The 25,792-nt window shown below is 64.7% G+C and carries 26 protein-coding genes; 9 read left to right on the top strand and 17 right to left on the bottom strand.

Annotated features, from left to right (window positions below; translation table 11 throughout):
• From VGQ94_03240 to VGQ94_03210, 7 genes are all read right to left on the bottom strand, one after another.
• Positions 1 to 938: aldehyde dehydrogenase family protein (locus tag VGQ94_03240; GenBank protein ID HEV2021520.1), on the bottom strand; the 938-nt coding region annotated here is incomplete at its 3' end.
• 64 nt (positions 939 to 1,002) lie between these two features.
• A complete protein-coding gene (locus VGQ94_03235) occupies positions 1,003 to 1,824 on the bottom strand; it encodes an enoyl-CoA hydratase/isomerase family protein (GenBank protein ID HEV2021519.1) in 822 nt (273 codons plus the stop codon).
• 76 nt (positions 1,825 to 1,900) lie between these two features.
• A complete protein-coding gene (locus VGQ94_03230) occupies positions 1,901 to 2,227 on the bottom strand; it encodes a hypothetical protein (GenBank protein HEV2021518.1) in 327 nt (108 codons plus the stop codon).
• A gap of 101 nt (positions 2,228 to 2,328) precedes the next feature.
• A complete protein-coding gene (locus VGQ94_03225; protein ID HEV2021517.1) occupies positions 2,329 to 3,372 on the bottom strand; it encodes a dihydrodipicolinate synthase family protein in 1,044 nt (347 codons plus the stop codon).
• A 109-nt stretch (positions 3,373 to 3,481) separates the two neighbouring features.
• Entirely contained in the window at positions 3,482 to 4,585 is a 1,104-nt protein-coding gene (locus VGQ94_03220; GenBank protein HEV2021516.1) for a DUF1028 domain-containing protein, read from the bottom strand.
• A 217-nt stretch (positions 4,586 to 4,802) separates the two neighbouring features.
• The gene (locus VGQ94_03215; GenBank protein HEV2021515.1) at positions 4,803 to 6,017 is read right to left on the bottom strand and encodes a membrane dipeptidase; all 1,215 of its coding nucleotides are present in this window, start codon (positions 6,015 to 6,017) and stop codon (positions 4,803 to 4,805) included.
• A complete protein-coding gene (locus tag VGQ94_03210) occupies positions 6,010 to 6,354 on the bottom strand; it encodes a hypothetical protein (protein HEV2021514.1) in 345 nt (114 codons plus the stop codon). The genes VGQ94_03215 and VGQ94_03210 overlap by 8 nt, the downstream gene beginning before the upstream one ends.
• Before the next feature lie 131 nt (positions 6,355 to 6,485).
• Here VGQ94_03210 and VGQ94_03205 point away from each other — a divergent pair, with 131 nt between their 5' ends.
• Together VGQ94_03205 and VGQ94_03200 are read left to right on the top strand one after the other, a co-directional pair.
• Complete coding sequence (locus VGQ94_03205; GenBank protein HEV2021513.1) at positions 6,486 to 7,409, top strand: diacylglycerol kinase family protein; 924 nt, start codon at positions 6,486 to 6,488, stop codon at positions 7,407 to 7,409.
• 2 nt (positions 7,410 to 7,411) lie between these two features.
• Positions 7,412 to 8,218, top strand: a complete 807-nt coding sequence (locus VGQ94_03200) for a metallophosphoesterase family protein (GenBank protein ID HEV2021512.1) — start codon at positions 7,412 to 7,414, stop codon at positions 8,216 to 8,218.
• Here VGQ94_03200 and VGQ94_03195 read toward each other — a convergent pair.
• From VGQ94_03195 to lepB, 6 genes are all read right to left on the bottom strand, one after another.
• Positions 8,192 to 8,977 carry a phosphatase PAP2 family protein gene (locus tag VGQ94_03195; GenBank protein HEV2021511.1) on the bottom strand — a complete coding sequence of 262 codons (786 nt, stop codon included), beginning with the start codon at positions 8,975 to 8,977 and terminating at the stop codon, positions 8,192 to 8,194. The genes VGQ94_03200 and VGQ94_03195 overlap by 27 nt on opposite strands.
• A 451-nt stretch (positions 8,978 to 9,428) precedes the next feature.
• The gene (carB, locus tag VGQ94_03190; GenBank protein HEV2021510.1) at positions 9,429 to 12,719 is read right to left on the bottom strand and encodes a carbamoyl-phosphate synthase large subunit; all 3,291 of its coding nucleotides are present in this window, start codon (positions 12,717 to 12,719) and stop codon (positions 9,429 to 9,431) included.
• Positions 12,720 to 12,815: 96 nt separating this feature from the next.
• Entirely contained in the window at positions 12,816 to 13,166 is a 351-nt protein-coding gene (locus VGQ94_03185; GenBank protein ID HEV2021509.1) for a GIY-YIG nuclease family protein, read from the bottom strand.
• Positions 13,167 to 13,252: 86 nt separating this feature from the next.
• The gene (locus VGQ94_03180) at positions 13,253 to 13,669 is read right to left on the bottom strand and encodes a hypothetical protein (GenBank protein ID HEV2021508.1); all 417 of its coding nucleotides are present in this window, start codon (positions 13,667 to 13,669) and stop codon (positions 13,253 to 13,255) included.
• Entirely contained in the window at positions 13,666 to 14,796 is a 1,131-nt protein-coding gene (carA, locus tag VGQ94_03175) for a glutamine-hydrolyzing carbamoyl-phosphate synthase small subunit (GenBank protein ID HEV2021507.1), read from the bottom strand. Before carA ends, VGQ94_03180 begins: the two co-directional genes overlap by 4 nt.
• 160 nt (positions 14,797 to 14,956) lie before the next feature.
• Positions 14,957 to 15,517, bottom strand: a complete 561-nt coding sequence (gene lepB / locus VGQ94_03170; protein ID HEV2021506.1) for a signal peptidase I — start codon at positions 15,515 to 15,517, stop codon at positions 14,957 to 14,959.
• Between the two features lie 108 nt (positions 15,518 to 15,625).
• On the opposite strand from lepB, the gene VGQ94_03165 reads away from it, so the two are divergent.
• The 5 genes from VGQ94_03165 (at position 15,626) to VGQ94_03145 (ending at position 20,867) form a co-directional block, all read left to right on the top strand.
• Positions 15,626 to 16,069: a CYCXC family (seleno)protein gene (locus VGQ94_03165; protein ID HEV2021505.1), complete on the top strand. Its 444-nt coding sequence runs from the start codon at positions 15,626 to 15,628 to the stop codon at positions 16,067 to 16,069.
• Positions 16,070 to 16,294: 225 nt separating this feature from the next.
• A complete protein-coding gene (locus VGQ94_03160) occupies positions 16,295 to 16,933 on the top strand; it encodes a tetratricopeptide repeat protein (GenBank protein ID HEV2021504.1) in 639 nt (212 codons plus the stop codon).
• 12 nt (positions 16,934 to 16,945) lie between these two features.
• On the top strand, positions 16,946 to 18,043 hold the full coding sequence (locus VGQ94_03155) for a gluconeogenesis factor YvcK family protein (GenBank protein ID HEV2021503.1): 1,098 nt from the start codon (positions 16,946 to 16,948) through the stop codon (positions 18,041 to 18,043).
• Positions 18,043 to 19,515, top strand: a complete 1,473-nt coding sequence (glmU, locus tag VGQ94_03150) for a bifunctional UDP-N-acetylglucosamine diphosphorylase/glucosamine-1-phosphate N-acetyltransferase GlmU (protein ID HEV2021502.1) — start codon at positions 18,043 to 18,045, stop codon at positions 19,513 to 19,515. The genes VGQ94_03155 and glmU overlap by 1 nt, the downstream gene beginning before the upstream one ends.
• Positions 19,516 to 19,763: 248 nt before the next feature.
• Positions 19,764 to 20,867: an HD domain-containing phosphohydrolase gene (locus VGQ94_03145; GenBank protein HEV2021501.1), complete on the top strand. Its 1,104-nt coding sequence runs from the start codon at positions 19,764 to 19,766 to the stop codon at positions 20,865 to 20,867.
• Between the two features lie 62 nt (positions 20,868 to 20,929).
• Here the strand turns inward: VGQ94_03145 and VGQ94_03140 are convergent, their stop codons facing one another.
• From VGQ94_03140 to VGQ94_03125, 4 genes are all read right to left on the bottom strand, one after another.
• Complete coding sequence (locus VGQ94_03140) at positions 20,930 to 21,148, bottom strand: hypothetical protein (GenBank protein ID HEV2021500.1); 219 nt, start codon at positions 21,146 to 21,148, stop codon at positions 20,930 to 20,932.
• Positions 21,149 to 21,284: 136 nt separating this feature from the next.
• Positions 21,285 to 22,076 carry a hypothetical protein gene (locus VGQ94_03135; GenBank protein ID HEV2021499.1) on the bottom strand — a complete coding sequence of 264 codons (792 nt, stop codon included), beginning with the start codon at positions 22,074 to 22,076 and terminating at the stop codon, positions 21,285 to 21,287.
• A 58-nt stretch (positions 22,077 to 22,134) separates the two neighbouring features.
• Positions 22,135 to 22,944: a hypothetical protein gene (locus tag VGQ94_03130; protein ID HEV2021498.1), complete on the bottom strand. Its 810-nt coding sequence runs from the start codon at positions 22,942 to 22,944 to the stop codon at positions 22,135 to 22,137.
• Between the two features lie 65 nt (positions 22,945 to 23,009).
• Positions 23,010 to 24,224 (bottom strand): DUF1343 domain-containing protein, encoded by a 1,215-nt coding sequence (locus tag VGQ94_03125; protein HEV2021497.1) that lies wholly within the window; start codon positions 24,222 to 24,224, stop codon positions 23,010 to 23,012.
• Between the two features lie 129 nt (positions 24,225 to 24,353).
• Here VGQ94_03125 and VGQ94_03120 point away from each other — a divergent pair, with 129 nt between their 5' ends.
• Together VGQ94_03120 and murQ are read left to right on the top strand one after the other, a co-directional pair.
• Positions 24,354 to 25,469, top strand: a complete 1,116-nt coding sequence (locus tag VGQ94_03120; protein ID HEV2021496.1) for a serine hydrolase domain-containing protein — start codon at positions 24,354 to 24,356, stop codon at positions 25,467 to 25,469.
• A partial coding sequence (gene murQ, locus VGQ94_03115) for an N-acetylmuramic acid 6-phosphate etherase (protein HEV2021495.1) occupies positions 25,466 to 25,792 on the top strand: 327 nt, incomplete at its 3' end. The genes VGQ94_03120 and murQ, both read left to right, overlap by 4 nt.

Here is a 25,792-nt window from a genome sequence, read left to right as displayed (position 1 = left end):
TTCGACATGAATTCGTCGTGGATCTTCCTTTCGACGAAGAGGCGCGAGCCGGCAGCGCAGACCTCGCCCTTACCGTAGAAGATGCCCGTGGAGGCGCCGCGCACGGCGGCCTCGATGTCCGAATCCGCAAAGACGATGTTGGGCGACTTGCCGCCCAGCTCCAGCGTGATGCGCTTCACTGTGTCTGCCGCGTTGCGCATGACCTCTTTGCCCACGACGGTCGAACCGGTAAAGGCCACCTTGTCCACGCCGGGATGCTTCACCAGTCCCATGCCGACGACCGCTCCCGGTCCGGGGAGGATGTTGATCACGCCCGCGGGCACGCCCGCTTCCACCATCAACTCGCCCACGCGCAGTGCGGAAAGCGAGGTCTGCGACGCCGGCTTCCAGATGACGCAGTTGCCGGTGGCCAGCGCCGGCGCAATCTTCCACGAGGCCAGCAGCAGCGGGAAATTCCAGGGGACGATGGCCGCCACCACGCCCACCGGCTCGCGCAGGGTGTAGGTGAAGGCGTTGGGGCGGGAGTTGATGGTCTCGCCGTGGATCTTGGTGGCCCAGCCGGCGTAGTAGCGGAAGACGTCGGCCACGGTGGGCAGGTCCACGTAGCGCGATTCGAAGATGGGCTTGCCGTTGTCCAGGGTCTCGATCTCGGCCAGCTCGTCGATGTTCTGCTCGATGAGGTCGGCAATCTTCCACAAGAGCTTCCCGCGCTCACTGGCGGTCATCTTCTGCCAGGGGGCGGCGGAATCGTCGAAGGCCTTGCGGGCGGCGGCGACCGCCTTCTCGACGTCCGCCTGCGTAGCCGCGGCGATCTGCGTCAGCACCTCGCCGGTGGCCGGGTTGACGGTGTCAAACGTCTTCCCGTCGGAGGAATCCACCCACTGGCCGCCGATGAGCAGCTTTCCGGGGACGATCTTCGATTTGGTGGCAGCAATCATGTTTGGGATCCTTCGCTTCGCTCAGGATGATGCCGGCGGGGCTCAGACGCCCCGCCAAGCGGCATCACTTGTTCTTGAACTCGGCCGGGCGCTTCTCCACGTAAGCGTTCAGGCCTTCCTTGGCGTCCTGGCTCTTGAACAGGAGCGACTGGAGCTCGCGCTCGATGGCCAGCGCCGACTCCATCGGGATCTCCCAGCCCGTCTGCACCGCGCGCTTGATGTGGCCCACGGCCATGGCCGCCTTGTTGGGCGGGCAGAACTGCCGCGCATACTCCATGATGTTCTCCATGAAGTGATCGCGTTCGAAGATGTCGTTGATGATGCCCAGTTCCTTCGCCTCCTCGAAGGTGAAGGTGTTGCCGGTGACCATCAGCTCGATGGCCTTCGACTTGCCCACCATGCGGGAGAGGCGCTGCGTCCCGCCGGTGCCGGGCAGCACGCCCAGGTTGACCTCGGGCAGGCCGATCTTGCCCGCGTCCTTGCGAGCGATGCGGAGGTCGGCGGCCATGGCGATCTCCAGGCCTCCGCCCACGGTGTGGCCATTGAGCGCCGCGATCACCAGCTTGGGCGTGTGCTCCAGCCGCAACAGCATCTCGTTGGCGTGCAGGCAGAAGTAATACTTGAAGACGGGATCGACGCTGGAGAGCATCTTGATGTTGGCGCCCGCGGAGAAGAACTTCTCGCCCGCGCCGGTCAGGACGATGACGTACACGTCATTGTCCATGCGCGCTCTGAGGATGGCCTCGTCCAACTGGCGATTCATCTCGTAGGTGTAGGTGTTGGCCGGGGGATCGTTCATCTCGATGATGGCGATGCCGCCGTCGGTGCGGTAATTGACCAGCGTCTTGGTAGCCTCGGCCGCGGCCGGTTGCGTCGTGGTTGCCATGCTTGAACTCCTTTTCAATCTTCAATCAGTAATCAATGATGTGGGCTGGAGTGCCTTTCGGTCAAGCGCCGATGGATCAGCGGGCGTTGCGGTAGGCCCGGTCGAGCCGATCCAAGGCGTGCTTGAGGTCGGCGGTCGAATCCACCTCGAGCGACTGCCAGCCCGCCATTCCCTTCTCAGAAACCTTTGCACGCGGGTCGCGACGCAGCTTTGCCAGGACCTGCGGCGCCGCCCGGCGCAGCTTGAAGATGATGGAGTTGGCGGAGTTCATGGCACGCGTCCTGGGAAGGCCCGCGAAGATGTTCCGGCCGCGATAGAAGCTGACGAAGCCGAACATAGGCTTGGTGGTCACGCCCGGCCAGCTCCTGAGCTCCGCGCCCAGCAGCGCCGACCACTGCTTCATCTCCTCGGAAGGCCGGACGAATCGCGGGCGCGCGCGCATACGCCCGCGGGTAGCTTTCTTCTCTGTCCCGGTCCCAATCGCGCTCCGTTTCTCCGCTCGCTTCAATTCCGGATGCACTCCAGCAGGCGCTCGATCTCGGCCTTCACTTCCGCCGTGGGCGCGAGCAGCGGCAGGCGCGGCGGGCCGCCGTAGTAGCCGTTGAAGTCGAGGGCATGCTTGAGCCCGGGGACGCCCAGTTCGCCCACTACCCGCAGCGAGGCGCGGGCGATGCGCTCCTGCTTCTCCCGCGCCAGGTCCAGGTCGTTCTCCTTCCACGCGGTGTAGATCTCGAAGCAGGCGGTGGGGGCGCAGTCGGCAAACGCCAGGATGGCACCCACAGCGCCCGCCTCCAGCATGGAGTGCAGCAGGTGCGCCGAGCCCACCATCACCTGGAAGCCGACCTCCTTGGTGCGCGTCTTGAGCCCTGCTGGCGGCGCGGCGACGGCGACCGCTCCGAGCGCGCTGGCGGGGACTATATTGGCGCCTACGGCGGCAGGCGCTGCCCTCATGCGTCCGGTGACCGCCTCGAAGACCTCGGTGACGGCAACCGACCGCTGCACGTGGCGCGTGCCCGCGACCATGGCCTTCACCTTGTTGATGTCTCCGCCCGACTCCTTGATGCCGATGAGGTTGGGATGCTCGGCCAGGGCGATCACCACTTCTGCTGGGATGTCGTAGCCCGTGTTGGGCGGGAAGTTGTAGATGATGACCGGGAGCGGTGAGCGATCGGCGACGGTGCGGTAGAAGGCCAGCATGTTCTCCGGCTTCATCTGCGCCTTGTAGTAGTGGGGCGTGCGCACCATGGCCGCGTCGTAGCCGAGCGTGGCGGCGTATTCGGTGAGCCGCAGGGTCTCGACGGCCGATTCGCTCCCCGTACCCGCCACCAGCACCTTCTCCGGCGCCGCAGCCTCTCGGGCCGCGCGCAGCACCTCGCGCTGCTCGTCGTCGGAGAGCAGGATGGCCTCTCCGGTCGAGCCCAGTACTACCAGTCCCGCCACCGGCGTCTTCGAGTAGCGTTCGACGTTGGCTTCGAGTTTGCGGAAGTACACCTTGCCGTCCGGGTAGAACGGCGTGGTGAGGGGCGGGAAGATGCCGTGGAGCAACATGGTTTCTAGTTTCTCGTTCCTCGTTTCTCGTTGTCAGTATAGCTGGTAGGCGACACGTCCCTCACCCGTCCGATGGCTTTCGCTGCCGGCCGCATCCTGCCCCCGCTGGCTATTGTTTGGTAATCCTCTCGATGATCTCAGGATCGTCGGGCAGCAGGCCGGATTTGGGCAGGCGTGGCGTCAACTCGCGCAAGCTTGGTTGCAGAGCAAAGGCTTTGTGGAAGAGTGGCAGGGACTCCTCCACCCGTCTGATCTTCACCAGCGCCACGGCGTGCCAGTAAATCATCTCCGCCAGGCGGCTGCTGGGGATGCCCTCGGCCCCCGAGGCCAGCTGCTCGGCGGCGGAGTACTCGCGCAGCGCGCCTTCGTTGTCCTTGTGCTCCACCGCCAGGTCGCCGGCGTTCATGTGGTTGTAGGCGCGCTGCAGGGTCACCAGGCGGCGCAGCTCCTTGAGCGGCTCCGGGTTGTCGTCCACGCGCAAATCGAAGACGCGGTCCTCCCAGGGCTTGCCGCTGGATTTGGCTTTGACCACGATGAGCGCGGCGGACTGGCGTCCGCGGATGTCGCCGCCGACGGCCTGGGCGGCGTCGAGCGCCGCCAGCATGCGCTCGGCCAGGTCGCCCTTGGTTTCTTCGAAGGCCTTGGCCATCACCGGCCAGATCTTGTTGTTGGACATGAGATTGGCCTGGACGGAGAAACCCTCTCCCTCATCACGGCCAAGGTTGACTCGCGGGCCGACGACCGACTTCAGTCCGCACGTGTCGACAAGCAGGGGAGGCGCATTCGAAGCAGTAAGGTGCCTGCCGACACAGTGGCCCGCCGCTTCGATATCTCGGTCGCCGCTCCATGCAGCCACTCGACCTTCGTTGTCGAGCATCGCAACCTGCCGCACCTCACTGCTCTTGTCCTGGTGAAGAAGCTGCGAGAGCGTCGCTGGCGCGCTCTTCCCCGCCCGCATCAGGTCCAGCCCCAGCTTGCCGTAGCTGGGGTCCACGAACGACTGCGTGGCCACGGCGCCCACGCCGGCTTCGGCCCAGGGGACGATCTGGCCGACGGCGAACCAGTGCGACTGCACGGCCACGCCCATCTCTCCCGTCTGCGGATCGCGGGCGACAATGGAGAAGGTGGAAACGGGGCGGAGTGGATGCGGGGTCTGAGCGACTGCGGTCAGGAACGCCGACGCCAGAAACAGAAGGATGGCTGAAGCTCTCATGGCAGCACCTCGGGTGGAGATTCTAACCCCTTCCAATTGTCATCCCGACCGAGCCCGAGGGAGGTCGCCGTGGCGACCGGACTGAGGGCGAGCGGAGGGACCTGCTTTTTCGCTCCTTCGCACCGGGCAATTTTCCCTCAGGGGCTAAAGCCGGTTCTACCAGCTCGCTCCGGCACGGCTAAAGCCGTGCCCTGATACGAAACCGAGCAACGAACCTCTACCCTCCCGCCGGCTTCCAGATCTCCGCCAGGGCGCGGCGGAAGTTACCGCCCAGGATGAGTCCGATCTGGGCGTCGGTGTAGCCGCGGCGGATGAGCCCTTCGGTCAGGTCGAACATGCGTTTGGGGTGGTCGAGGCCGGCAATCTCGCCCTCGCCGCGAAAGGCGGGGCTGTTCTTGTAGCCGACCAGCATCCTGCGGCGCAGGACGGGGGGCAGCTTGTCGTAGCCGTCGAGGTCGATGTCGCTGCCCACGCCCACGTGCTCTACCCCCACCAGCTTGGCGACGTGGTCGAAGTGGTCGAGGACGTGCTCGATGGTGGTGGGCTCGGTGGCGCGCACGAACATGCGCACCCCGCTGATGCCCATGACGCCGCCGCCCGCGGCCATCTTGCGGATCTCGTCGTCCGACTTGCAGCGCGGGTGCGGGTTCAGGGCGCGGCAGTTGGCATGGGTGATGAACACGGGCACACGCGAGGCAGCAAAGGCGTCGAGCGTGGTGCGGTCGCTGCAGTGGGAGACGTCCGCGGCCATGCCCACGCGGTTCATGCGCTCGATCACCTCGCCGCCGAAGGGCGTCAGGCCGCAGTCGGCGCCCGCCTCATATCCGCAGCCGATGGCATTGCGCACGTTGTAGGTGAGCTGCGAGACGCGCTGGCCCTGGCGGTGGAATTCGTCCACGTCGGCGGCGGTGCGGAAGTGGTCGGAGTTCTGGAAGCCCAGCAGGATGCCAACCTTCCCGGCGCGCTTCACCTGCTCGAATTGCGAGGCGCGGTCGATGCGCACCAGCCACTGGGGATGGTGGGCGAGCAGGCGGTTCCAGGCGGTGAGGATCTTCTGCGCGTCCGAGTAGGCGTCGCGGCCGTATCCCCAGCCGATGTGGAAGACGGTGATGCCAGAGGAGCGGTAGCGCTCGAAGTCCGCGGCGGTGAAGCTCTCGGGATGGGAGAACCAGGTGGTGACGCGCGGCCCCACGCCGCCCAGGACGTCGAGGAAGGCGCCCAGCTTGAACTGGCTGAGCATATCAATGACCAGTGAGCGCTGGATCAGGCCGATGCAGCGAGCGGAGTAGGTAGTGGTGGAGCCGGCAAAAAGCTGGAAGCGTCCGCGCAGCACGGCGGGCGCGGCAAGAACGGCGGCGGCAGCACTCAAGGTCTTGAGCGCCTGGCGGCGGGTGATGCGGGAGCTCGAAACAACGGGAGAGGAATCAGGCACGGGGCAATTTTAACGAAACCTGCTGGAGAGCATAAATGAGCTGCCCGGCTTCGCGGTAGGTGAAGATGTTGCGGGCGGTGGCGAGGGCGCACAGGGTGAGGGCCCGGGCCAGGCGCTTGCGGGTGGTGAGGGGGAGTGGGCGGCGGATGCGGCGGCGTCCGGCTCCGAACAGATGGGCGAAGTGGAAGTAGCAGTGCGGTTTGCCGATGAGGCGCGGCAGGGGGCATCCGGCGGAGGTGCAGGCGGGATACCCTCCCCCCTCCCCTCCCCCTGGGCGGTCCTGTGGAATCAGTAATTTAGAACATACCAGCGGAAGGTTGGGGCCGGGGGGCGGCATGGTTTATCTCTATGCAATACTACTATGACACGCTATATCATATAAGGGACAGTTGTCAAGGGAAAAGAGAGGCGGGGCCTGGTGGGCGAGCAATCCCCGGGCGGCAACTAGCAGTAGACTTCAGGGCAGGCATGACACTGATCGGTTCGCAAGAACCCGCGTCGTCGGTTGAGGCGATCCTCAACGCGGCCGCAGGCAGCCTTGCCAGTAGCCAAGGGCGCGAGGACCTTTCCCGATTGCTCGAGGACACGATGCCCGGGATTCGCATCAGCTTTGCGGAGGGGAATCAGCTCCGGCCACTTGCGGAAGCCGCAAAGGCTCGACGGTGCAGAATGGTGATTGCCGGGGGCGGCGACGGCACCATCAATGCAATCGCATCCGAAGTAGCAGGCACCGGCATTGTCCTGGGAATCCTCCCGCTAGGAACCCGCAACCATTTTGCGAGAGACATGGGAGTAACGGACAAGCTGGAGGCCGCAGTCCACAATCTCAGACGTGGAGTGGTTCGGGAGGTGGACGCAGCAGAGGTGAACGGACGCATCTTTGTGAACAATTCAGGACTGGGTCTATATCCAGAACTTGTCCGGCAGCGCGACAGGCTGCAAAGGCGCGGGGTGTCAAAACGGATGGCGGCGCTGTGGGCCGCGATTCGAGCTTTGAGGCACTACAGGCTGCTGACCATTCGAGTGAGCGTGAGGGGCCAGGAGGTACTCCGCCATACTCCGCTGGTTTTTGTCGGTAACAATCAATACGAAATGGAAGGTCTGAAGGCAGGAACACGCGTGTGCCTGGATGCAGGGCAGTTGTGCCTGTACCTGCCGCATCCTACGAGCAGGCTCAAGCTGCTGGCGATGTCGATCAGTGCGTTGCTGGGCAAGCTCCACCGGAACGAGGATTTTGATGTGGTCCTGGCCAGCGAGCTACAGATAGGAACCAAGCGGCAGCGTGCGCTGGATGTAACCATCGACGGTGAAGTCACCAAGATGACGGGCCCACTGCATTACAAGATTCGCCCCAAGGCCCTGCGCGTGATGGTCCCGGCAGAGAAGCCCTAGCCATGCGTACGATTGTGCATCTCTCGGATCTGCACTTTGGACGGATCCATCCACCCACGGTTGAGCCCCTGATTCGCGCAGTGCGCCAAATCAAGCCGCACTTGGTGGCCATCTCCGGGGACCTGACGCAACGAGCCAAGGTTGAGCAATTCAAGGAGGCGCGGGCGTTCCTGGATGCGCTGCCGACGCCTCAGATCGTTGTTCCGGGAAACCACGATGTTTCCCTCTACAACCCGGTGATTCGTTTGACGCGACCGCTGGACCGGTTCCAACGCTACATTACGAGGGAGCTGGCGCCGGTGCATATCGACGAGGAAATGGCGGTGCTGGGAGTCAACACGACCCGCCGGCTGGTGAAGAAAGGAGGGCGGGTGAACCGGGAACAGATCGCGGGAATGTATGAACGCTTCTGCGAATTTGGCGACAAGAAAATCAAGATTGTGGTGACCCACCACCCTTTCGATCTGCCGAGAGGGTTTACCGAGGGTGACTTGGTGGGGCGGGCGCGTATGGCGATGAAACACTTCGCGAGCTGCGGGGTTGACGTTTTTCTCGCCGGACACCTGCACTTAAGCCATGCGGGCGACACCGCTCGTTATGAGATCGACGGCTATTCGGCGCTCGTGATTCAGGCTGGTACGGCGATTTCCAGCCGAGGAAGAGGAGAATTGAATTCGTTTAACGTGCTCCGCGCCACTCCTTCCAGCATCACCCTTGAGATTCTCACGTGGCAGCCAGAATGCGGAAACTTCGCCGTCTCCGAGACTCGAGACTTCCAGCGCTCACCTCGCGGGTGGATCCCCCGATAGCCTGCTTTCGGGTTGACGGCGGGCAATCTCCAAGGCGGTTACGCACGCTGACAGCCACAGCAGGCCGCCGGCATAGCCGCCAATCACGTCGCTGAAATAGTGCACGCCGAGGTAGAGACGGCTGAATCCAATGGCGAGGGCAAGCGCGGCCGCAACCGCTATGATGGCTACGCGCCACAGCCGTCGCCTTCCCCAGAAGACCACGAGCAAGTAGGCAAGCATCCCATAGGCGACCAGCGAAACCATGGCATGGCCGCTGGGAAAACTGAAGCTGTCGCTGTGCAGGAACGTAGCGGCCTGCGGAGGCCGTGGACGCTGAATGATGTGCTTCAGGACCGCGTCGAGAACGCCGGTCCCAGCCATGGCTGCCGTCCAGCCTGCCAGAAGAAGCCACTGTCGTCGTACCGCAAGCGCCAGCGCCACCAGAAGCGCAAGGGTTGTCAGCCAGAGGGGCGAACCCAGCCAACTGATTCCTGCAAATATCCTCAAGCCCCATGGGGAGACATGCTGATGGAGCCATTCGAGCAGCGTCCGGTCGAATTGCGTGAGCGGATCATGATGGATCACATCTTCCGTCACCCCACCGAACAACCACAGGGCCGCGATGCTGACGACGAGTCCAACGGTGAGATGGAGCCCAAGATATCCACCCGGCGCGAATCGGCGAGCGAGGAAGTCCGATGCGCGGGGATGGCGCTTACGAAAGCCCTGGAACCATCGCGTGTTCGCGATCCAAGCGAAGGTTTGGAATCTCCCCATTCGGCTCTCAGAGTCAGGCTGAACCCATACTAGCATCGCCTCCAGCGGCTCCTGAGTCCAAGCGCGGCCCGGCCTACAGCTAGAATCCGCTCCATGCGCCGTCTTCTGCTGCCGATCCTTCTTCTCGCCTTCTCTATCTCTGCCTCACCGGCCGGGAAACACCGTTATCTGTTCGTCTGGGCCGGCCATGGACGGCAAGACCTGGCCCCACGGCTTCCATGGCAACGCCTATCCGCACGGCGCGGTCTTTTCACGCTGAAAAGCAGGTCCCTCCGCTCGCCCTCAGTCCGGTCGCCACGGCGCCCTCCCTAGGGCTCGGTCGGGATGACAATTCTTTTTGGGGCGGCTAACGGCACGGCTGAAGCCGCGCCCTCTCGTTTTCGCTGCTCCCCCAACCTGCCGAGTCAGGGTAGGGTTCCCTCGCTGCGCTCGGGATGTAAAGAAAAGAAACCTACCGAGTGGAGCTGAGCCGCTCAGCATGCAGGCTTTGCAGGGCGCGGACGTTGACTTCGCCGCGCTGTAGGGCGGCGATGCCTTCGGCGGCGGCGCGCGCGGCCGAGAGCGTGGTAATGGTCGGGATGTGGTGCTGGATGGCGGCGCGGCGGATGGCCTTCTCGTCGAACCAAGGGTCGGCGCCGCGCGGCGTATTGATGATGAGCTGGATCTTGTCGCCCTTGATGAGGTCTACCACGTTGGGGCGACCTTCCTGGACCTTGTAGACGCGCTCGACCAGCAGCCCGGCGGCGCTGAGAACGTCGGCGGTGCCGTGGGTGGCGACCAGGCGGAAGCCGAACTCCACGAGTTTTTTCGCCACCTCGGCGACGTTGGGTTTGTCGCGGTCATTGACGCTGACGAAAGCGTTCCCTGAGACCGGCAGAGTCAGCCCGGCGGCGATCTGCGCCTTGGCGAAGGCTTCGCCGAAGGTTTCCGCGATGCCCATGACCTCGCCGGTGGACTTCATCTCCGGGCCGAGCACCGTATCCACGCCCGGGAACTTCGACCAGGGGAAGACCGGCGACTTCACGTAGTAGCCGCTGCCGACGGGCAGCTCGTTGGCGGGCGAGTCGCCCGCATCCACACAAGCTGGCAGGAATTCGCGCAGCTTGCGGCCGGTCATGAGGCGGGCGGCCAGCTTGGCCAGCGGGACGCCGGTGGCTTTGGAGACATAAGGCACGGTGCGCGAGGCGCGCGGGTTCACTTCGAGCACGAACACATTCTCGCGCTGGATGGCGAACTGGATGTTCATCAGTCCGATGACGTTCAAGGCACGAGCCAGGCGGAAGGTGTAGTCGCGCATGGTGGCCAGCGCGGCCGCGGGGATGTCCACGGCGGGGAGCACGCAGGAGGAGTCGCCGGAGTGGATGCCGGCCTCCTCGATGTGCTGCATGATGCCGGCGATGACTACGTCCGAGCCATCAGAGAGCGCGTCCACGTCCACCTCGACCGCGTCCTCGAGGAAGTGGTCGATGAGCACGGGGCGCTGCTGCGAGTACTCGACCGCCTCCTTCATGTAGTGGATGACGGATTCGTCGTCGTAGGCGATGACCATGGCACGCCCGCCCAGTACGTACGAAGGCCGCACCAGCACGGGATAGGACACGCGGTTGGCGGCGGCCACGGCCTCCTCGACGCTGGCGGCCGTCCCCCCCGGCGGCTGCGGGATCTTGAGCTCATCCAGCAACTTGCCGAAGCGCTTGCGGTCTTCCGCCAGGTCGATGGATTCGGGCGAGGTCCCGATGATGGGCACGCCAGCGGCCTTGAGCGGCAGGGCGAGGTTGAGCGGCGTCTGTCCGCCGAACTGGACGATCACGCCGATGGGCGCGCCGCCCTTGGCCTCGTGCTCGTACACGGCGAGCACGTCCTCGAAGGTCAGCGGCTCGAAGTAGAGGCGGTCGCTGGTGTCGTAGTCGGTGGAGACGGTCTCCGGGTTGCAGTTGACGATGATGGTCTCGAAGCCGTCCTCGCGCAGGGCGAAGGAGGCGTGGCAGCAGCAGTAGTCGAACTCGATTCCCTGTCCGATGCGGTTGGGCCCGCTGCCCAGGATGATGACCTTCTTTTTGTCGGTGGGCGGAGCTTCGTCCTCCTCCTCGTAGGTGGAGTAGAGGTAGGGGGTGTAGCTCTCGAACTCGGCGGCGCAGGTGTCCACCAGCTTGTAGACGGGCGCGATGCCGTGCTTCTTGCGCAGGTGGCGGATCTTCTCGGTGGCGCCCTTGCCGTCGGCGACGCGGAAGGCTTCGGCCAGGCGCGAGTCCGAGATGCCCATGCGCTTGGCCTCGCGCACCACCTCGGCGGGGACGGAGTCCAGCGGATGGCGCTCCACTTCCATCAACATGTCCGTGGCCTCTTTGAGCTGGTAGAGGAACCAGGGATCGATGGAGGTCATCTGCGCCAGCTCCTTGACGGTGTGGCCCTGGCGCAGCGCGTAGCGCAGGTAGCTCATGCGCTCGGGATGCGGCGTCACCAGGCGCTGGGTGAGGATGCGGGGCTCGATCTTCTCCGAGCGCAGCGACTTGCCGGTTTCGAGCGAGCGGATGCCTTTCATCAGCGCTTCTTTGAAGGTGCGGCCGATGGCCATCACCTCGCCGACGGATTTCATCTGCGGGCCCAGGGTCTCGTCCGCGCCGGGGAACTTTTCGAACTGCCACTTGGGGATCTTCACCACCACGTAGTCGAGGCTGGGCTCAAAGCAGGCGGGCGTCTTGCGGGTGATGTCGTTGGGGATCTCGTCCAGGGTGTAGCCCACGGCCAGTCGCGCGGCGATCTTGGCGATGGGGAATCCCGTGGCCTTCGAGGCCAGGGCGGAGGAGCGCGAGACGCGCGGGTTCATCTCGATCACCACCATGCGCCCGGTGAGGGGATGCACGGCGAACTGGATGTTCGAGCCTCCGGTCTCCACTCCCACCTCACGGATGACGGCGATGGCGGCGTCGCGCATGGCCTGGTACTCGCGGTCGGTGAGGGTCTGCGCCGGGGCCACGGTGATGGAGTCGCCGGTGTGCACGCCCATGGGATCGAAGTTTTCGATGGAGCAGATGACGATGACGTTGTCGGCGAGATCGCGCATCACCTCCAGCTCGTATTCCTTCCACCCCAGCACGCTCTCCTCGATCAGAACCTCGTGCACCGGGGAGAGATCGAGGCCGCGGGCCAGGATATCCACCAGCTCTTCGCGGTTGTAGGCCAGGCCGCCGCCCGTTCCGCCCAGCGTGAACGACGGCCGGATGATGACCGGAAAGCCGATCTTGCCGCTGAATTCGAGGCCGTCCTTCAGATTGTTGACCAGGGCGGATTTGGGGACGTCGAGGCCGATCTTGGCGACGGCGTCCTTGAACAGCAGGCGGTCTTCCGCCTTCTTGATGGCTTCGAGCTTGGCCCCGATCAGTTCGACGTTGTACTTCTCCAGCACGCCGCCGTCGGCCAGCTCGACTGCAAGGTTGAGGGCCGTCTGCCCGCCGACCGTGGGGAGCAGCGCGAAGCCGCGCCCGCCGCACAGATCCGACTCGATGCGGATGATTTCCTCGAGATACTCGCGCGTGAGCGGCTCGATGTAGGTGCGGTCGGCCGTCTCCGGATCGGTCATGATGGTGGCGGGGTTGGAGTTCACCAGCACCACCTCGTAGCCCTCGGCCTTGAGCGCCTTACAGGCCTGCGTGCCGGAGTAGTCAAACTCCGCCGACTGCCCGATGACGATCGGTCCGGAGCCGATGATCAGGACCTTCGAGATGTCAGTGCGCTTCGGCATGGTCTTTCGGTACCGCCGCCCCGCTTTCCTCCCCCTCCCCCTGCTCGGGTCATCCAGAGCGCAGCGAGGGACCTGCTTTTCCCCCTCTTCGCCGGGTCATCCCGAGCGTAGCGAGGGACCTGCTTTCCTCAACCCAAAGAACGTTGGCACATCGTCGTACCAGTGTTCCGCCAAATCCACCCAGGTCGGGTTCTCGCTCTTAATCAGCGCCACCTTCTTGCTGCGCCGCCAGCCTTTGATCTCCTTCTCCCGGTCGATCGCGCTCCAAACGTTCGGATATTTCTCGTAGTGCACCAGCCAGTGCATCCGGTACCTGCTGCTGAAGCCGGGCACCAGGTCCTGCTTGTGCTCAAAGGCCCTCTTGTGTAAGTCGCCGGTCATCCCCGTGTAAAGCCGACGCAACTTGCTGGCCATGGTGTACACCGAGTAGCTTCGCTCCCCTCTCACATCAGGTCCCTCGCTTCGCTCGGGATGACCCCTGCTAAGGGTGTCGCATGACCCGGCGGAAGCCGTGCTCTTTCAAGGCATTACTGTCAATCCACAATGATGAACTGATCTATGGTCGCCGTTCCATCACTCTTGGCTCGGATGATTGTCGTGGGTTCTTCACAGCTCTTTGTCACGTACTTCTTCTTTCCCATCTGGAGAGGGACGATGAGTTTCATCTTCTTGGCCTCGAAGGCAAAAAAGTAATACCCCGGCTCAAGTTCCTTCCCGATCAGAAAATACCCGAATCGCTTGGTTCGGCCTTCGTATACCAGCGCAGCGGCGTCGCAACAAACAGATTCCTTGCCCACAACGCGGTAGATGGCGAAGGACCTATTGGAAACATCCTTCCCATCCAGCCTTACTTGGCTGCAGGAAAGACCGAAAATCTTGTTCCAGTTCTGCTCGGGTGCGGCCCCGAGCATCGAGCTGCTCAGTATCATTGTCAGCAAGAGCATTCTCACCGTTTGCACTCCTCCATCATCTTCACGAACTCCCTGAACAGGTAGTGCGAGTCGTGCGGGCCGGGGGAGGCCTCGGGGTGGTACTGCACCGAGAACAGCGGCAGGTTGCGGTGGCGGAGGCCTTCGAGCGTTTGGTCGTTCAGATCCATGTGCGTCAGCTCGACCTCGCTCATGGGCAGCGACTCGGCGTCCACGGCGAAGTTGTGGTTGTGGGCGGTGATCTCTACCTTCCTGGTCATTAGGTTCTTCACTGGATGGTTGCCGCCGTGGTGGCCGAACTTGAGCTTGTAGGTCTTGCCGCCCAGGGCCAGGCCGATGAGCTGGTGTCCCAGGCAGATGCCGAAGATAGGTTTGCGGCCCATCAGGCGGCGGATGTTTTCCTGAGCATACGTGCAGGGCTCCGGATCGCCGGGGCCGTTCGACAGGAAGATGCCGTCGGGGTTGAGGGTCAGCACGTCCTCGGCGCGGGTCTCGGCGGGGACCACGGTCACGCGGCAGCCCTCGCTGGTGAGCTTCCTGAGGATGTTGTGCTTGATGCCGTAGTCGTAGGCCACCACATGGAAGCGCGCCGGCTGGTCTTTGACGCCCACGACTTCGGTAGGCTCATGCGAGCGCTCGCCCACCTCCCAGACGTAGCGCTGCTTGGTGCTGACCACCTTGGCCAGATCCTGCCCGTCCATCTTGGGGATGGAGCACGCCTTGGCGATGAGGGTCTCCACGTCGGTCTCGAGCGAGGAGATGACGCCGCGCTTGCAGCCGTGGGTGCGCAGATGGCGCACCAGGGCGCGGGAGTCGATCTCCGCGATGACCGGGATCTTGAACTTCTCCAGATACTCGTCGGCCACCTGCTGCGAGCGCCAGTTGGAGCTGACCTTGGAGAACTCGCGCACCACCAGGCCCTCGATGTAGGGGCGCGTGGACTCGTTGTCTTCGGGGTTGGTGCCGTAGTTGCCGATCTGGGGATTGGTGAGGACGACGATCTGCCCGGCGTAGGAAGGGTCGGTGAAAATCTCCTGGTAGCCGGTGATGGAGGTATTAAAAACTACTTCCCCGTAACATTCCGCCTTGGCTCCGTAGCCTTTGCCGCGGAAGACTCGCCCATCTTCCAGGGCCAGGATCGCCTGCATTCGATCTCCGGGGAGTGGATTTTACGAATTCTAGCAGAGATGTGGAGATTTGGGAAATTTCCGACTGACGATTGGCCATTGTCGAATTGAAATCCCAGGAGCGAGCACTTTCGCCAAGCAGCCATTTGCAAATCGGCAATCGCAAATCGTCAATCGTCAATTACCGCAGGACGCCGATCTTTTCCACCGGCCAGTAGATGAAGACGGCCTTGCCGTAGATGTACTTCTGCTCGACCGGGCCGAACTCGCGGCTGTCGTTGGACATGTTGCGGTGGTCGCCGAGCACGAAATACGAACCGGAAGGGACGACGGTCTCGGGATAGGAGCCGGGATCAGAGTAGCCGGGCGGGACGTATTCTTCCGGTTGTACTTCGCCGTTCACAAGAACGCGGCCGTTTACGATCTGCACGCGGTCGCCGGCCACGCCGACGACGCGCTTGATGTAGCTCTTCGAAGGATCGCGGGGATAGTGGAAGACTACGATGTCGCCGCGCTGGATGGGTTCCCAGTTATAGACGAACTTGTTGATGAAGATGCGCTCCTGGTCCTCGAGTCCGGGCGCCATGCTGGTGCCCTCGACCTTCACCGGCTGATAAAGAAACAGGATGATGAAGGAGGCGAGGCCCAGAGCAATCACCAAGTCGCGGGCCCAGGCGCGCAGGTGCGAGCGCAGGCCGGAAGCGGCGGGAGGAGCGAGCGGGGCCGGAGCTTCGGCGGACATGGCACGTCTAGTGATTTTAGACGATTTCCGGGGCGAAGCGGATGCCCGGGAGGGCAGAAAAAGCATCCAATCCGTTACAATGCTGACTCGGCTGCGGGAGGCGAACCAATGAAGCGTTTTCTCACTCTGACCTTTCTCACGCTGATGGCCATCGGCTCCGCGGCCCAGTTCGGCGGATACGACATCCCCGCCTACCATCCGGCGCCGCCCAAGAAAGGCGATCCGCTTCCCCCCATCCTTTCGGGGATGGACCTGGTGGGGCCGTCGTTCAAGTATCCCTTCCAGGCGAAGGCCTACCAGCTCGCGGCCAAAGTTCCTGCAATGCTTTATCAGCAACCCTGCTATTGCCACTGCGACCGCAGCGTGGGACACACCAGCCTGCATAGCTGCTTCGAATCGGTGCACGGCGCGCACTGCTCCGCGTGTATGAAAGAAGCCTTCTACACCTACCAGATGCACAAGAAGGGCCGGAGCGCGATGCAGATCCGCGAAGGCATCGTGCGCGGGGAGTGGGAAAAGATCGATCTGGAAAAGGCCGCATCCATCAACTGACCCGGCGCACCGTTCTTTGTGCAGTTGACGCGCCCCGAATGGGCGCGTATAACAGCCGCTTGCTCGGCGGATGACGCGTCAGCTGTTTTTTCGGCGCCCATTCGCTTTTCCACAGAAGCTCAGGATGCCCGCGGCCTAGGGGCCGGGGCAGGATGCCCAGGGATGCCCAAAAAAGCCACAGGAAAAGTTCAGCGTTCCCCTGCCAAGGGCAAGAGAATAAAGATCTTGGCGAAGCGGGGTTCGGGGATGGACCGGCCGGCAGAAGCGTCGGCGCGCAAGCCTTTGCTGCCCAACGTCCCGCGCGTTGCACAGGCTGTGCAAAACTACGAGGCCGGTCTGAGGGCCATGCAGGCGCACAAGTTCGAGCGCGCCCAGGGCCTGCTGGAGAAGGTGGTAGCGGGTCCGAGCCGGGAGCTGGCCGACCGGGCCACCGTCCACTTGCACAACTGCGAGCAGCACCTGGCGCGCACCGCCACCGCCTTCAAGACGTCCGCCGAGCACTACGACTACGCGGTTTCGCTGATGAACGCGGGCGACCACGACGGCGCGCGGGCGCATCTGGAGAAGATCCACAAGCAGGCGCCCGACGCCGACTACGCTCTCTACGGCCTGGCCGTGCTGGAGTGCTTGACGGGCCGGGTGGAGGAATCGCTGCGGCGTCTGGACCAGGCCATCCGCCTGAACCCCGCCAACCGCTACCAGGCGCGCAATGACTCCGACTTCCAGAACCTGGGCGACGACCCGCGCTTCACCGAGCTGCTGTACCCGGAACCCGGGGAGGCGGCTGCAGCGCCGGCTCCCGTCTCGGGAGAGAAAAGCACACGGACTCCTTCGCGTTCGGGTTCCCGCCGAAAACAGCGGTAGAATCATCCTGGCATGACCTTGCACCCGCGCTCGAATCCGGCGTATCGCCGTTTCACCGACCGCCGTGGACAGGCGCTGAGGGTGGTCGCCTTGGGCGGCGGCTCCGGCCTTTCCACGCTGCTCAAGGGGCTGAAGAGATTCGTGCTGACCCCGGGCGAGGCTCCCGGCGCGCTCCCGGCAATCCTGGAGCTGACGGCGGTGGTGACGGTGACCGACGACGGCGGCTCGAGCGGGCGCCTGCGCAAGGAGTTCCACATCCTGCCCCCCGACGACATCCGCAACTGCCTGGTGGCCATGTCGGAAGACGAGAGCCTGCTGGGACCGCTCTTCCAGCACCACTTCCGGACGGGCGCCGGGTTGAAAGGACACAGCTTTGGGAACCTGTTCGTCACCGCGGTCACCGGAATCACCGGCGACTTCGCGGAAGCGGTGAAGTTCGCCGCCACCATCCTGGCCACGCGCGGCAACATCTTCCCTTCCACTCTGGCCAACGTGCAATTGGAAGCGCGGATGCACGATGGCTCGCGGGTGCGGGGCGAAACCAGGATCACCGCCAGCCCCAAGCGCATCGCACAGGTGCGGCTGGTTCCGGGGCGGGGGGCGTCCCGGCGGGCCGACCTGATCACCATCGGTCCGGGCTCGCTGTTTACCAGCCTCATTCCCAACCTGCTGGTGCGGCCGCTGGCGCGCGCCCTGGCCGCTTCCCCCGCGCTCAAGGTGTTCGTGTGCAACCTGATGACCCAGACCAACGAGAGCCTGGGGATGACCGCCGCCGACCATGTGCGCGCCATCTACCGGCATGGAGGCGCTCCCATCTTTGATGTAGCGCTGGTCAACCGCATCCCGGTGACGGCGCGGCTCAAGGCCAAGTACGCCAAGCAGGGCACAGAACCGATCCTCCCGGACGCGAAGGAGCTGGAGAAGCTGGGGGTGCAGGTGGTGGCCGGCGACTTTCTGAAGGAGGAAAACGGTGTGGCGCGGCACGCCAGCGACGCGGTGGCCCGCGCGCTGATGGAGCTGGGGACCAGCGTCGGCCAGAGAGACCCGCAGCCGGCAGCGACCGCGCCGGCTCTGGCCGCTGCCGGCTCTGAGGCCCGGAGGATCCACTGATGCGCCGTCCTGGAAAAGCCGCAGCGGCGGGCGCGGGCGCGCCCCGCCGAAAGGCGCGCCGGAAAGCCTCCGCAAGCCATACCGCCATCGCCATCCTGGCGGCGGGCAAGGGCACGCGGCTCAAGTCCCGGCACCCGAAGGTGCTGCACCAGTTGGCGGGAAAGGCGCTGCTGGAGCACGTGATCGCGGCGGCGCGGCGGGTGGCCCGGCCGCGCGACATCTACGCCATCATCGGGCATGAGGCGGAGCGGGTGCGAGAAGGCGTCGCCCGCACCGGGGTGCGCTTCGTCCTGCAAGCGCGGCAGCGCGGCACCGGACACGCGCTGCTGGTCGCCCGGCCGGCGCTCGAACGCTACCGAGACGTGCTGGTGCTATCGGGCGACGTACCGCTGATCCGCCCGGAAACCCTGGAACGGCTGCTCGCCTTCCACCGGGAGCAGAAGGCCGCCATGACCATGCTGACGGCCGAGCTTGCCGACCCCACCGGCTACGGGAGGGTCCTGCGCCGGCGCGGGGACGAGGTAGCGGCCATCGTGGAGCAGAAGTCGCTGCGCCCGGAGCAGGCCGGGATCCGCGAAATCAATGCTGGGATCTACGTTTTCGCCACCAAGCCGCTGTTCGCGCAGTTGGGGAAGCTGACCACGGAGAACGCACACCGCGAGTACTACCTCACCGACATCGCCGCCCTGCTGCGCGCGGCCAAGGAAAAGGTAGTGGCGTTGAAGTCGGAAGTGCCGGAAGATATTCTGGGAATCAACACGCGGGCCGAGCTAGCCACTCTGGACGCCAAACTTCGCCGAGCCAAGTGCGAAGAGCTGATGGCCGCCGGGGTCACCATCCTGCGTCCCGAGACCTGCATGATCGACGCCCAGGTGCGCATCGGGCGGGACACGGTGATCGAGCCCTTCGTGCAGATCCTGGGCAAGAGCCGCGTCGGCTCCGACTGCCGCATCCGCTCCTATAGCGTCCTCAGCGATACCGAGATCGGCGACCGCGTGCTGGTGCGGCCGGGCTGCATCGTGGACGGCGCGCGTATCGGCGCGGGAGCGGTCCTCGGGCCCTATGCCCACCTGCGCCCGGGGAGCGACATCGGCGAGGAAGTGCACATCGGCAACTTCGTCGAGACCAAGATGACGCGCGTGGGCAAGGGCTCCAAGGCCAGCCACCTCAGCTATCTGGGCGACGCGCGCATCGGAGCGGGCGTGAACATCGGCGCCGGCACCATCACCTGCAACTACGACGGCCGCCAGAAGCACCCCACCATCATCGAGGATGGCGCCTTCATCGGCAGCGACTCCACGCTGGTGGCGCCGTTGCGCATCGGCAAGCGCGCCTACGTGGGCGCGGGCTCCTCCATCACCGAGGACGTGCCCGCCGAGGCCCTGGCCATCGCCCGCGGCCGCCAGGTGAACAAGGCCGGCTGGGTGCGCAAGCGTCGCCAGGCCGAGGTCCAGACCAGCAAACGCCGCTAGCCAAGAAACAGCCTGCCGTACTCCAGAACATCCACAAGAGAGGTGTGGGCGCCTTTGAGGTCCTGCGACCTCCCCGGCACCCACGTTTCGAGGCAATTAGGGTTTGGTCATTAAGACGATATGAGAGCGGAAAAGGTCCCCTAAAAATTTCAATATGGGAATGGTTTCAGGCGGCGGAGCATCCAAATGACGAGGGCCGCCATCAGTGTGTAGAATTGTCTTTTGGGTGAAAGGGCGCCCGGTTCCCCATGGCTGGCGAGCACATCCTGGTAGTTGACGACGAAGAATCCATCCGCGAGATCGTCTGCTCCATGCTGGAAGCCAGTGGGTACCAGTGCGTACAGGTTCCCTCGGGGGTCCAGGCCTTGCACCTGCTGGAATCGGGAGCAGAGTTCGACTTGATGCTCTCCGACCTGATGATGGCCGAGCTGGACGGCATTGCCCTGCTGGAACGCACCAAGGAACAGTACCCGGACATGCCGGTGATCATGGTGACCGCGGTGCACGACATCTCGGTCGCCCTGGCGGCCATCCGCAACGGCGCCTATGACTTCCTGCTGAAGCCCTTCGAGCGCGAGCAATTGTTGAACACGGTGCGCCGGGCCATGGAGAACCGGCGGCTGAAGCTGGAGAACCGGGCCTACCAATCGAACCTGGAGTCGCTGGTGACGGCCCGTACCGACCAGTTGCGCCAAACCATGACTCACCTGGAGCGCTCCTACGACATCACCCTGGAGGCACTGGGAGACGCGCTCGACCTGAAGGACTCGGAGACCGAGGGCCATTCCAAGCGGGTGACGGCCTTCACCATCGCCATGGCGCGCGCCATGGGCGTTTCCAACGATGACATCCGCGTCATCGCCCGCGGCGCCTTCCTGCACGACATCGGGAAGATGGCCATTCCGGACTCCATCCTACGCAAGCCCGGGCCCCTGACTCCGGATGAAACCGCCATCATGCGGGAGCACGCCTATCGCGGCTACCAGATGCTGCGCAAGATCCCCTTCCTGGCTGAGGCCTCAGAAATCGTTTACTCCCACCAGGAGAAGTTCGATGGGACCGGCTATCCCCGAGGTTTGAAAGGGGAGGAGATCCCTGTGGGGTCGCGCATGTTCGCTATCGCCGATACCCTGGACGCGATCACCTCCGACCGCCCCTATCGCGCCGCACAGCCCTTCTCGGCCGCCAAGGCGGAGATCGTGAAGTGGGCGGGCACGCAGTTTGACCCCGAGATCGTGAAGGTGTTCGCCGCCATGCCGGAGAACATCTGGCAGGACCTGCGCAAGCAGATCAACTCCCAGGTTTACCAGTTCTCGGAAACGCACGCGACCGCCCGGGCGGTCCGGGTATAGGGGCGCCTCCTCGCCCGCTTCGTCTTCCTCTGCAGGTCTTGCGGGAAGGAAACTTCAGGAAATCAGCGGACCGTGTCCAGGGTGTCGGACAGACGCTCCAGCGCCTCCTGCAGGCGCTCCATCTCGCGTTGGGCGGCGTCATTCCACCCGCGGAAAGGCTCCGGGGCGCCCTCCAGGCGACCGAGGACGCGGCGCACCGATTCGCGGCCGCGCTCACTCAGGACCAGCGCTGCCACGCCAGCCACTCCCAACACCGTCAGAGGTAGGTACCACTTCTGCATTGTTACCGTTCCTCGCACATGACATTGGACGCCGATGCTGTCCATAACGTTGCAGCAGAGCGCGGGGAATTCCAAGTACCTGCGCGTATTCCTCCCGCTTGCGCGGAGTCAGGAACTTCCGCGGGGGCTGGGGCTCCTAGGAGAAAATCCGGCCGAGGATTCCCTTTTTGGGCGGGCGGAGACCGAGCGCGGACAGCAGGTGGCGGACCTCGTCGTCGGGGAGGGGCTGGACATCGCGCAGGTAGCGGATCATCTCCTGGAAGGCGGTGTAGCGGTCGAGGCAGAAGAGGCAGGGACGGATGTGCTCCTCGGCCAGTTCGCGCTCGCGCCAGGTGAGCTGGCCGCTGACCAGGTTGTTGAAGGTCTTAAGCGGCAGGCAGTCCTCGGTGCGGGCCTTCTCCGCCGCCTCCATCAAGGAGCGGGCAGCGAGGGCGCGGGCGTCGGGCGCAGGAGGCAGCACGCCGGCCAGAAGATCGCTCGCCACCCCGGCGAGCGCACTGGCGGTGGCCTTGGCACTGGCCAGGATAGCCGCGATCTGCGGAGCTTCGTATCCCCGCATGCGGAGCCACAGGATCTCCCGGTCCATCAGGGTGAGCTTGGCGACGGCTGCCTGAAGTTGCTCCAGCGGTGCCTGTGGAAGCGGCAGCCGGGCGGCTTCCCTGCCGTAGGCGAAGACCAGCTCGCGGAAGGCCATTGCGAAATCGCGCTCGTTGGAAAACGTGAGGCCGCGGAACCAGGCGGCGTCGGCCGCGTGCGCCCGCTGGAAGACCGCCGCCAGGTGCTGGCCCGCTTCCGGGGCAAGGGTGGGAAAGTAGCGCGCCAGGAGCTGGGCGGCGATCCAGCCGTGGCCGCGCAGGAATTGCTCCCACCCGAGCGGCGCGCTGCGCGTGCAGTCCTCCACCATGACGAAGACGGTGCGAATGGCCATTGCAGTTCACGGAAAGATTCCCGCGTCCAGGATTTTAGCAGGCGAGACGCGGGCCGGATCAGTGGGTGTCAGGGGGTGGAGTCAGCACTGGGCGCTCCAACCGGTGGTTCTTGTCCATGGGAATCAGCTCGCGCGCCGGACGGCTGAGCTGGACTTCTTCCAGCGTCAGGGGCCGCTCAAGCACCATCTCCACTCCTGTGCCCGCCTCCAGCCGGACTTCGTTCCCCTTGCTGAGCATGGCGATGATCAGTCCGGTGGCGCCGCCGATCCCGGCGCCGATGCCCGCACCTTTGCCTCCGTTGCGCAGGCCGCCGATCAGCGTCCCGGTGACGGTGGTGCTGGCCGCGGTCGCGATGTCCTTGCCCTTCTGACTGTCGGCCTGGATGGTGCCTTCCTTGTCCTTCACCTTCTGACTCTCAGCGCCAGGGACGTTGTCGAGCGCTCCGGGAAAAGAGACCATGTATCCGTTGGGAAAGATCATGGTGGTGAAGTGAACCAGCAACTCCGCGCGCCCCTTGATGCGACCCGGGCGCTTCACCGCCGCTACCACGCCCTGCACGTAGGTCCCGGGAGGAATCACCATGCGGTTGTTCTGCACCACGGGGAAGGTGCTTTCGAGGTAAAGGTTGTCGCCCACCTGCGCATTCTTGGTGGAGACGGCGTGCTTGAGCACCAGAGGGACCTTGGTGCCGGCGGGAACCACGATGGTCGCCGGGGCAGCCTCCTCCGCCTCCGGCACCGTGGCAGCTTTGGCCGGCGCAGCGTCCTTGGATGAGGACTGCTCCTGGGTCGCGGGACTCGTCGCCTCCTGCGCGACCGCAAACGAAATGGCGAGCAATACCAGCAGCAACAGACGCAGCGGCTTCATAGCACACCCTTCAGGTTCACCTTATTATGGACCTCCCCGGGCGGGAGAGGTGAGGCTCCGCCCCGTCATCGGTACAAGAGAAAGCGCTTGCGCAGGCGCTTGAACCTCTTGAGGCTTCCCTGCCAGGAGCGGGAGATGCGGCGCGGGTCATCCCCTCTCTGGATGGCCTCGAAGACGCTCTGGTTGCCCAGCAGCAGCATCATGCGCTCCATATTGTGTTCGCGGGGATAAAGCTCCTCGAGCGCGGCGGCCAGCTCCACACCAAGCTCGGGCGAGTCCAGGGCGTTGCGGTCGGTGACCTCGATGCGGATGCCCTTGCAGTCCTGGTTGGCGTAGACGCTGGAGCGCGGTGTGAACTCGGCCGGCGTGAAGCGGACACCGGGGATGCGGCGGTGGTTCAGGTAGTCGGCAAACTCTTGCTCGCGTATCCAGGGGGCGCCCACCAGTTCGAAGGGCGTGTCCGTGCCGCGGCCCACCGAGACGTTGTCGAACTCGATCAGCGCCGCGCCGGGGTAGAGCGTAGCCGCGGTCAGGCTGCGCATGGCGGTCGAGGGGTTCACCCAGGCCAGGCCGGTCTGGTCATACCAGTCGGCGCGACGCCAGCCCTCCATGGCAACCACGCGCAGGCGGGCGTGGATCTTGCGCTCCGCGTTGAAGAGCAGCGCCAGTTCGCCTAGCGTCATGCCGTGGCGTGTGGGCAGCGGATGGTAAAAGATGAAACTTTCTCGCCCTTCATCGGAGATCGGTCCCTCGACGGCGGAGCCGCCGATGGGATTGGGTCGGTCAAGCACGATAACCTCGATTCCCGCCTGCGCCGCCGCCTCCAGAAAATATCCCACCGTGGTCTTGTAGGTGTAGAAGTGCGCGCCCACATCCTGCAGGTCGATGACCACGGCGTCGAGCGTCTTCAGGACCTCGAGCGGCGGGCGGCGCTTGGCGTCCGTGCCGCCATAAACGCCGTACACCGGGACGCCCGTAGCCGCGTCGCGCTCTTCGGTGATCTCGGTGGTGTCCAGCTTGCCGGCCAGCCCGTGCTCGGGGCTAAAGATTGCAGCTAGTTTCACTCCCGGCATGGCGGCCAGCACGTCAATGGTGCGGCGGCCCTGGGAGTCCACGCCGCTCTGGTTGGTAAGTACGCCGATGCGTTTCGGGTGGCTCGGGTCGCCGCCCAGGCCGGTGGATTCCAGAACGTCGATCCCGGTCCGCACCTTGCGGGAGGAAGGGGCCTGGCCGTCTGCGCCAGGGGAAAGGAGAAGGACGGTCAGAAACAGCGCGGCCACGGGGATTGCGAGGCGCGGATTAGGCTGGGCGCTCAATTGGTGGTCGAAAGGCGAGTGTGTTATAAACGCCCGACGAAATCAAGCTGAGCGCATCCGCGCGACAGCGACTCCGGCCGAGGCAGTCCCTCTCTGAAAAGCGCGACCGAGACCCGCACCCCCTTCCCCGCCCCGGATTTCGGCGAACAGGAGCAACGCTTCTCCCGGGCGTTTGGCATCCTGCGCCAGGCCATCGCCGAGCGCACCTTTCCCGGAGCGTCCGCCGCCGTCACGCATCGCGGGAAGATCGTCGCCCTCTCCGGCTTCGGCCGCCTTACCTATGATGCCGCCTCGCCCGCAGTCGCATCCGAAACCGTCTTCGATCTAGCCTCGCTCACCAAGGTTCTGGCCACCACCACCATGGCCATGCTGCTCTTTGAGCGGGGCGTGCTGGAGCTGGAGGCGCCGGTGGCCGGAATCCTGCCCGAGTTCCGCCATGGCGAAGACTGCCGGCGCGCCCAGGTGACGCTGCGCATGCTGCTGGCGCATAGCTCGGGCCTGCCGAGGTACTTGCGCCTGTACCAATCGGCGAAAGGACGGGAGGCGATGGTGGCGGCAGCCTGCGCCGCTCCGCTCGCGGCTGACCCGGGCGCGCGCGCCGAGTACAGTGACATCGGATTCATCGTTCTGGGCGAAGCGCTGGCGCGGCTGGCCGACGAGCCGCTCGATCGCTTCTGCCAGCGCGAGGTCTTGGGGGCGCTGGGCATGAGTACCACCGGCTTCCGCCCACCGGCTGAGTTGAAGGAGTGCATCCCCCCGACGGTGGACGACCACGACTTCCGCAAGCGCGCGGTCCAGGGAGAGGTCCACGACGAGAATGCTTCCGCCATGGACGGCGTGGCCGGACACGCCGGACTCTTCGGCGCCGCCCGCGACCTGGCCACCTTCGCGCACGTGATGCTCGAAGGCGGCCGCCCCATCCTGCGGGCGGAGACGATTTCGCTCTTCACCCGCCGCGAGACTTCTCCGCCGGGAACCTCGCGGGCGCTGGGCTGGGATACGCCCTCTTCGCCGTCGCAATCGGGAAAGCACTTTTCTCCGCGGTCGTATGGACATCTGGGCTACACGGGAACCTCGCTGTGGATCGATCCCGAGCGCGGGCTCTCGGTCACGCTGCTGACCAACCGCACTTGGCCCGACCGAAGCTCGGAGAAGGTCAAGGAAGTGCGCCCCCTATTCCACGACGCGATCGTGGAGGCCCTCTCGTGAAACCGGGAGAAGACCTGGACAAGCTGGGGACGGAGCGCCCGAATCCCGCTGCGACCGAACTCGACACCCGCTCGACGCTCGAGATCGCGCGCATCATCAACGCCGAGGACGCGCGCGTCGCGCCAGCGGTGGAGCGCGCTCTGCCGCAGATCGCTCAGGCCATTGACGCCATCGCGGCGGCGCTCGGCCGCGGCGGCCGCCTCATCTATGTTGGCGCAGGGACCAGCGGGCGCATCGCGGCGCTCGACGCCTCCGAGTGCCCGCCCACCTTCAACACCGATCCGCGCATGGTGCAGTACGTCATCGCCGGCGGCAGCCGGGCG

Source organism: Terriglobales bacterium, assembly GCA_035937135.1.
Classification (GTDB): Bacteria; Acidobacteriota; Terriglobia; order Terriglobales; family Acidobacteriaceae; genus DASYVL01.
The sequence above is the reverse complement of the archived record's forward strand: the minus strand, read 5'-3'. Positions and strand labels throughout refer to the sequence as shown.